Genomic DNA, 1962 nt, shown 5'->3' with positions numbered 1-1962 from the left:
TCTGTGATTTTCGTTAAAGTTATTTTCTCTATATAACTCTTAATAAATGCATCGCTTTGAAAAGCAAGCAGACTTTTAGCAGAAGCCCCAGCATACAGCGGAGAAGTATTGCCTACAAATGTTAAGGCAGCCAATTCATGACGACTAGGTAAGTTATAGATGCACCGCCGCTGGTCACCATCAATAATATTCAACGAAACATTTTCCTGCGTTTCTTGATTCAGTTCTTCCATGATTGGAACAGCTTTTGATAGAAGCGCATCATTTTTTTCAACAAGTTGTCCTAAGAACATAAGCTCTAAACCAAGGCTGTATATTTTCGTCTTTTCGTCTTTTACTAAAAAACCTTCATATACTAATGTGTTGACAATACGTTGTAAGCTCGAAATCGAAATATCCGTTCTTCTTGAAATCTCTGTCAAGGATAATTTGGGATAATCTGCTGAGAATGCTCGAAGTACTTGTATCAACCGATGAATGGAGGACATCGAATAATTATTTTTTACTTTTTCATTCTCCACCGTGAGCACCTCCTTCAGACCAACTCTTTTCATATAACATTATTTTCTGACATTATGGAAAGGTCTTTCGCTTCCATACCAAGAAGTTCTTCAAATACTTCTTTATTATGTTGACCTAATTGGGGCGGGCCATATTTAGTTTGGATATTTAACCCGCTGTGACGAAGCGGATTTGCCAGCAGCTTCACCTCGCCAACAGTATGAGGAACTGTTTCGATTCCCCCCCTGACGGTTATTTGATCTTGCTCCAATGCCTGTTGAATAGTATTGACACGCCCTATTGGAACCTTAGCTTCTGAAAGAATCTCGAGCCAATCACTTGAATTCTTGGTCATTAATACTTCTTCAATCTGTTGAACCAATTCATCTTCATTTCGCTTTCGATCCGCATTTGTTAAATATCGTTTCTCGCCGGCCCAATCCGGTTGCTTCAGTGCGTATGATAACTTCCGAAATAAGTTATCGTTTCCCGCACATAACATAATCGGATAATCAGCGGTTTGGAATACTTGATATGGGGCGACATTATTATGTTGATTGCCTTTCCGCACTGAAATCATTCCAGTATTTAAATAAGCACTGGCAACATTGGCCATACTGGCGATTTGAACGTCCAGCAAAGATAGATCGATATATTGGCCATCTCCAGTTAAATCTCTTAGCCGAATTGCAGCGACAATGCCCAGTGCAACATAAACCGAAGTAATGATATCCGCTATCGGTATCCCCACTTTTGTGGCTTCGCCATCCGGATCACCTGTGACATCCATCAATCCGCTCATAGCTTGTATAACAGGATCATATCCGGGCAGTGAACCTATGGGTCCATCTTGTCCAAATCCTGTTACCGAGCAAACAATGATACCTGGATTTCGTTCCTTTAGAACATCATAATGCAGCCCAAGTTTTTCCAATGTCCCTGACTTGAAATTTTCAATTACGACGTCTGATTTTTCTACTAAATCCAGAAAAAGTTTCTTCCCTTCTTCTGTTTTCAAATTGAGCGTAATAGATCTTTTGTTTCGGTTAGCATTTAAATAGTAGGTACTTTCTCCATTTATGAAAGGTCCCCACTCCCTCATACTATCCGATCCGCCTGGCGGTTCCACGCGTATTACGTCTGCACCCATGTCTCCAAGTGTCATGGCTCCCGCTGGGGCAGCATACACTCTCGATAAATCCAATACACGTATATCATGCAGGGGCTGTATCAATCCAGTTCACCTCTTTTATTTTATGGCAGTTTTATTTTTACCGAAAATGGGTTTTCTTTTTTCCATGACAGCCCGTACACCTTCTTTGTGATCTTCCTCTTCCATGACCAAAGCCATTTTGGATGATATATAATCCAGTGAGGATCTTAACGACATTTCGCTGTTTTGGTAAACTGCCCGCTTGATTAACTGGGTTGCCAGTTGAGGTCCACCAGCTAAATTCTGTG

Annotated in this window: 3 protein-coding genes; all 3 read right to left on the bottom strand. The window is 40.8% G+C overall.

Annotation, left to right across the window (positions count from 1 at the left end):
• Window positions 1–521: IclR family transcriptional regulator (locus AC52RT_RS00845; protein WP_495539001.1), on the bottom strand; the 521-nt coding region annotated here is incomplete at its 3' end.
• A 29-nt stretch (window positions 522–550) separates the two neighbouring features.
• Window positions 551–1735, bottom strand: a complete 1185-nt coding sequence (locus tag AC52RT_RS00840; protein ID WP_495539000.1) for a CaiB/BaiF CoA transferase family protein — start codon at window positions 1733–1735, stop codon at window positions 551–553.
• A 15-nt stretch (window positions 1736–1750) separates the two neighbouring features.
• Window positions 1751–1962, bottom strand: a 212-nt coding sequence (locus tag AC52RT_RS00835; RefSeq protein WP_495538999.1) for an enoyl-CoA hydratase/isomerase family protein, incomplete at its 5' end; no start/stop codon positions are given.

The sequence above is a fragment of the Peribacillus sp. genome (assembly GCF_059453735.1).
This window is presented reverse-complemented; position numbering and strand designations above follow the sequence as displayed.